The following is a 4,954-nucleotide window of genomic DNA, read 5'->3' on the forward strand; positions in this document are numbered from 1 at the left end:
CTCCAGGGGCGGGCCGTGGCACCCCGGGCGCCGCTGCGGGACAATGGCGGAACCCCGCCGGGGGAGCGCGGGGCCCGTGAGCCGCACGTCCGCCCGGTGGCGGCCGGTCGCCTCCACGGGCGGTCGGCACGGGGTTCCCGCCGCGTCGCGGGAGGTCCGGCGCCTCGCCGGGCGGAAGAGGAGGAGGTCAGGATGTGGCGCTGTTCACGTGCTTCCGATCATGGTTTACTTCCCAGTAACTTCGTTGCCGCAGCCGGTACCCGTGTTCGTGGGGTGCCCGCCCACCCCGCGAGGTGAAGTGTGCACTACCTCAAGGCGCGGGGCGCGCCGTGTCGACCGGGACAGCGCCCTCCACGAGACTGTTGCAGCCTCGCCGGGGTGTCCACGGGGTGAGAACACGCAGACGGGAAAGCGGGGGGCGCATGCACAGGCTCACCAACCAGGTAAGGCCTTACGCCTGGGGAGCGCGCACGGCCATCCCGCGGCTGCTGGGCGCCGAACCCGACGGCACGCCCCAGGCCGAACTGTGGCTGGGGGCCCACCACGGCGCGCCCAGCACGGCGCACTGCGAGGACGGTCCGCGCCCCCTGCCCGGCCTCATCGCCGACAACCCCGACCGCGTCCTGGGGCGGCGCACCGCCGAGCGCTTCGGCGGGCGGCTGCCCTTCCTCCTCAAGGTCCTGGCCGCCGAGGCGCCCCTGTCCCTCCAGGTCCACCCCGACGCCGTCCGCGCCCGCGCCGGGTTCGAGGCCGAGGAACGCGCGGGCATCCCCCTGGACGCCCCCCACCGCAACTACCGCGACCCCCACCACAAGCCCGAACTCCTCCTCGCCCTGGAGCCCTTCGAGGCGCTGTGCGGCTTCCGCGAACCCGCCGCCGCCCGCGCCGACCTGCGCGGACTCACCTGCGAACTGGCCGTGGCGCTGCGCGGCGACCTCGCCCTGACCGACGCCGGAACCGCGCTGCGCGGCGCCCTCACCCGCCTGCTCACCCTCACCGAGGGCGAGCGCGCCCGGCTGCTGGACGACTTCGTGCGCGAGTGGTCGGACTCCGGCCCGCGCGGATCCCACGGCGCCATCGTCGCCGACCTGGCCGAGCGCTACCCGGGCGACCCCGGCGCGGTGGCCGCCCTGCTGCTCAACCGGGTCACGCTCTGGCCGGGCCAGGCCCTGTTCCTGCCCGCGGGGAACATGCACGCCTACCTCCAGGGCACCGCGGTCGAGGTGATGGCCAGCTCCGACAACGTGCTGCGCGCCGGGCTGACCGGCAAGCACGTGGACGCGCCCGAACTGCTGGACGTGGTGGACTTCTCGGTGCTGCCCATCCCCTACGCCAGACCCGGGGTCTGCGAGGGGCGCCGGGAGTTCCGCACGGCCGCCCCGGAGTTCGCGCTGCACGAGATCGGCCCCGGCCGCATCACGGCCCACCTGCCGGGGGAGGGGCCGACCGTGCTGCTCGCCCTGCACGGGCAGGTGGAGTTGGTCGCCGAGGTCGGTCAGGGGATGACCCTCCAGCGCGGTGAGTCGGTTTTCGTGCAGGCCGGCAGCGGGCCGATTAAGGTCGAGGGCCACGGCCACGTCATCGCCGCCACCGTCGGCGATATCTGAGACCTGGGCCTGCGGACCCGAGGCCGTACACCCGAGATCCCACAGCCGAGACCGGGCGTCCGAGACCCCGCACCAGAGATCCAAGACCCGAGACCTCACACCCCGGACTCCACAGCGGAGATCCGGAACCCGAGGTTCCACGCCCGAGGCCCGGGATCCGCGGCCCGAGACCCGACTCCCCGGACCTGAGACCCCAAGCCCGAGTTTCTCGACCCCAGACCCCGGACCCGGGTTCCCACACCTGGGTTTCGAGACCCGAGGCTCCGGGCCTGAGAACCGAGGCCCTGATTCCCAGACCCCGGATTCCAGACCCCAGGTTCCAGAGCCCATTCCCCAGCCTCCAGACCTCAGGCTCCAGGTCCCAGCCTCCAGATCTCACATTCCAGGGCCCGGACTCCGGAACTCGGGCCGGAGACCGCGTCAGGGCAGCGCGAGCGCGCCACAGAGCACCCGGGCGGGGCGTCCGTTTTGCTCCAGGAGGTTCCCGTGCACCGATAGCCTGGGCCCCTCTGTTCACTGTGACCACACGAGGGGTACCACCATGGCGCTTGAGCGTCCCGAGATCGACTTCATCGAGGGCCCGCCGCCCGCCGAGCTGGAGGTCACCGACATCCAGGTCGGTGAAGGCGCCCAGGCGGGCCACGGCAGCACCGTCCAGGTCCACTACGTGGGCGTCGCCTTCTCCAGCGGCGAGGAGTTCGACGCGAGCTGGAACCGCGGCACCCCGCTGAGCTTCCGCCTCGGCGCGCGCCAGGTCATCGCGGGCTGGGACCAGGGCGTCCTGGGCATGCGCGTGGGCGGCCGCCGCAAGCTGGTCATCCCGCCGCACCTGGCCTACGGCGAGCGCGGCGCCCCCGGCGCCATCGCGCCGAACGAGACCCTGATCTTCGTCTGCGACCTGGTCGGCGTCAGCTAGGGCCGTCGCGCCCGCGTCTGCTGTGACGCCCGGGCCCGCCGGGACTCCCTGCGTCTGCCGGGGCTCCCAGCACCCGCCGGGGATGATCCTGCTCCCAGCGCCGCCCTCGGCGCTGACGGTGGTGCCAGGAGCAAGGTCACGGCGGGCCGGAGCCCCCGTGCACCGCACCGGACGCCCCCGCGGCGACCGGTCGGGACACGCGCCCGCGCCGGTCAGGGGCACATACCCGCTCCGGCCGGGGCGGACGTGCCCGCTCCGGGCACACGCGTGCGGAAGGGACCCGTGCCGCGCTCCCACGTGCGGCACGGGCCCCTCGTCCCGCCGCTAGCCCAGGGTTGCGCCCACCTTGACGTGGCCCTTGAGCAGGTCGCGGGCGATCGTGCGGCGCTGGATCTCGTCCGTGCCCTCGAAGATGCGCAGCAGCCGCACGTCGCGGTAGAAGCGCTCGATGGGCAACTCACGGGTGTAGCCCATGCCGCCGTGGATCTGCATCACGCGGTCGACGATCTCGTTGGCCTTCACACCGCCGAAGAGCTTGGCGATGGACTGGGCGTGCCGCGAGTCCCGGCCCACCGACACCTGCCACGCGGCGTGCAGCACCAGCAGGCGCAGCGCCTCGATCTCGGTCTGGGAGTCGGCGATCATCCACTGGATGGCCTGCCGGTCGGCGATGGGCGCCCCGAAGGTCTCGCGGGTGCGCGAGTACTCGATCGCCATGTCCAGCAGGCGCTCGCAGCCGCCGAGCGCGCGGGCGGGCAGCAGGTAGCGGCCCTTGCCGATCCACTTCATGGCCAGCTCGAAGCCGCGGCCCTCCTCGCCCAGGATGTTCTCGTGCGGCACGCGCACGTCCTGGAAGACCAGGGAGGCCGGGCGGCGCTCGCCCATGGTGTCGATGGGCTCGGAGGTCCAGCCCGCCTCGCGGTCGACCAGGAAGCAGGTCACGCCCCCGTCGGCGCCCCTGTCCGGGTCGGTGACCGCGAAGACCATGGCGAAGTCGGCCTCGTTGCCGCCGGTGATGAAGGTCTTCTCGCCGTTGACCACCCACGTGTCGCCGTCGCGGACCGCGCGCGTGCGGATGGCCTTGGCGTCGGAGCCCGCGCCGGGCTCGGTGATGGCGAAGCAGGAGCGGCGCTCACCGGCGATGGTGGGCAGCAGGTAGCGCTCCTTCTGCTCCTCGTTGGCGTGGTAGAGGATGTTGTCGGCCTCGCCGCCGAACTTGAAGGTCAGGAAGGTCCTGCCCAGCTCGATCTCGATGATCGCGGCGGTGACCGGGTCCAGGCCCATGCCGCCGTACTCCACCGGGGTCTCCACGCCCCAGAAGTCGGACTTGCGGGCCAGCTCGCGTAGCCGGGTGCGCTCCTCGGCGTTGAGGCCGGGCGGCTGCCCCTGGCGCTCGCGGCGCAGCACGTCGTTCTCCAGCGGCATCAGCTCCCGCTCCACGAAGGTCCGCACCCAGTCGCGGACGGCGCGCTGCTCATCGCTCAGTGAGAAATCGATCACGGCCTGTCTCCCCAGTAACCTAACGGCGTTCGGTTTGAGGGTACGGTCTCGCCCGGGGTGCGTGCAAGAGGTGCGGCGGAACGGGAGGAGACGGGTGCGTGGCCCGGTTCCGGCAGACGCCAGCACCGGGTCGCGCGGGGCCGGAGGCGGGCTCCCGGGTGCGCGGACACCGCCGAGGGGCCGCACACGGTGAGCCGACGTGCGATGATCGGGCCGGACGCCGGAGGGTCCGGTTCGTCCGCCGCAGTGGAGAAGGGGACCCCTCCGTGGCCCGACCCAAGACGCCGATCCTGAGCCGTCCGGGCATCCGCCGCGCGGCTCTCGCGCTCATCGACCGCGACGGGCTGGACGGCCTGTCCATGCGCAAGCTCGCCCAGGAGCTCGACGTGCAGGCGGCCTCCCTCTACAGCCACTACCGCACCAAGGAGGAGCTGCTCACCGAGGTGGCGGACGAGGTCACCTCGCGCATCGACGTCTCGGGGTTCGAGGGCGGGGACTGGCGCCGGGGCCTCACCGTCTGGGCGCGCTCCTACCGCGACGCCCTCGCCGAGCACCCCCACCTGCTGCCGGTGGTCTCCTCCGGGCCCGGGCGCCGCGAGGAGGCGCTGCGCCGCGCCGACGCGGTGCACGGCGGCCTGGTGGGCGCCGGATGGCCGCCCCGCTACGCCACGATGATCGGCGCCTCCACCAAGTACCTGGTCGTGGGGGCCGCCACCAACTCCTTCGCGCGCGGGTTCGACGACGACGTGCGCGTCTACCGGGACCGCTACCCGAACCTGTCCCAGGCCCACCGGCTGCCCGAGCACGCCGCCGAGATCGACGACGCGAGCTTCGAACTCGCGCTCTCGGCCTTCCTGGACGGTTTGACCGGCGTCTTCGACAGGGTCGGGAACCGGGACTGAGCGCGAGGGGCCCGGGGGCGGTCGCCACC

4 protein-coding genes are annotated in these 4,954 nt (G+C 73.1%); 3 read left to right on the forward strand and 1 reads right to left on the reverse strand.

Annotated elements, in window-relative coordinates:
- Positions 1–422 precede the first annotated feature (422 nt).
- Positions 423–1,607: a mannose-6-phosphate isomerase, class I gene (manA, locus tag DQW06_RS14595; RefSeq protein ID WP_117198663.1), complete on the forward strand. Its 1,185-nt coding sequence runs from the start codon at positions 423–425 to the stop codon at positions 1,605–1,607.
- 541 nt (positions 1,608–2,148) lie between these two features.
- Positions 2,149–2,523, forward strand: a complete 375-nt coding sequence (locus DQW06_RS14600) for an FKBP-type peptidyl-prolyl cis-trans isomerase (RefSeq protein ID WP_013152165.1) — start codon at positions 2,149–2,151, stop codon at positions 2,521–2,523.
- Positions 2,524–2,847: 324 nt separating this feature from the next.
- Here the strand turns inward: DQW06_RS14600 and DQW06_RS14605 are convergent, their stop codons facing one another.
- Positions 2,848–4,023, reverse strand: a complete 1,176-nt coding sequence (locus DQW06_RS14605; protein ID WP_013152166.1) for an acyl-CoA dehydrogenase family protein — start codon at positions 4,021–4,023, stop codon at positions 2,848–2,850.
- A 266-nt stretch (positions 4,024–4,289) separates the two neighbouring features.
- Here DQW06_RS14605 and DQW06_RS14610 point away from each other — a divergent pair, with 266 nt between their 5' ends.
- Positions 4,290–4,925, forward strand: coding sequence for a TetR/AcrR family transcriptional regulator (locus tag DQW06_RS14610; RefSeq protein WP_013152167.1), 636 nt, complete (start codon positions 4,290–4,292; stop codon positions 4,923–4,925).
- The last annotated feature ends 29 nt before the right edge of the window (positions 4,926–4,954 follow it).

It is taken from the genome of Nocardiopsis sp. TNDT3, assembly GCF_003427465.1.
Taxonomy (GTDB): Bacteria; Actinomycetota; Actinomycetes; order Streptosporangiales; family Streptosporangiaceae; genus Nocardiopsis; species Nocardiopsis dassonvillei.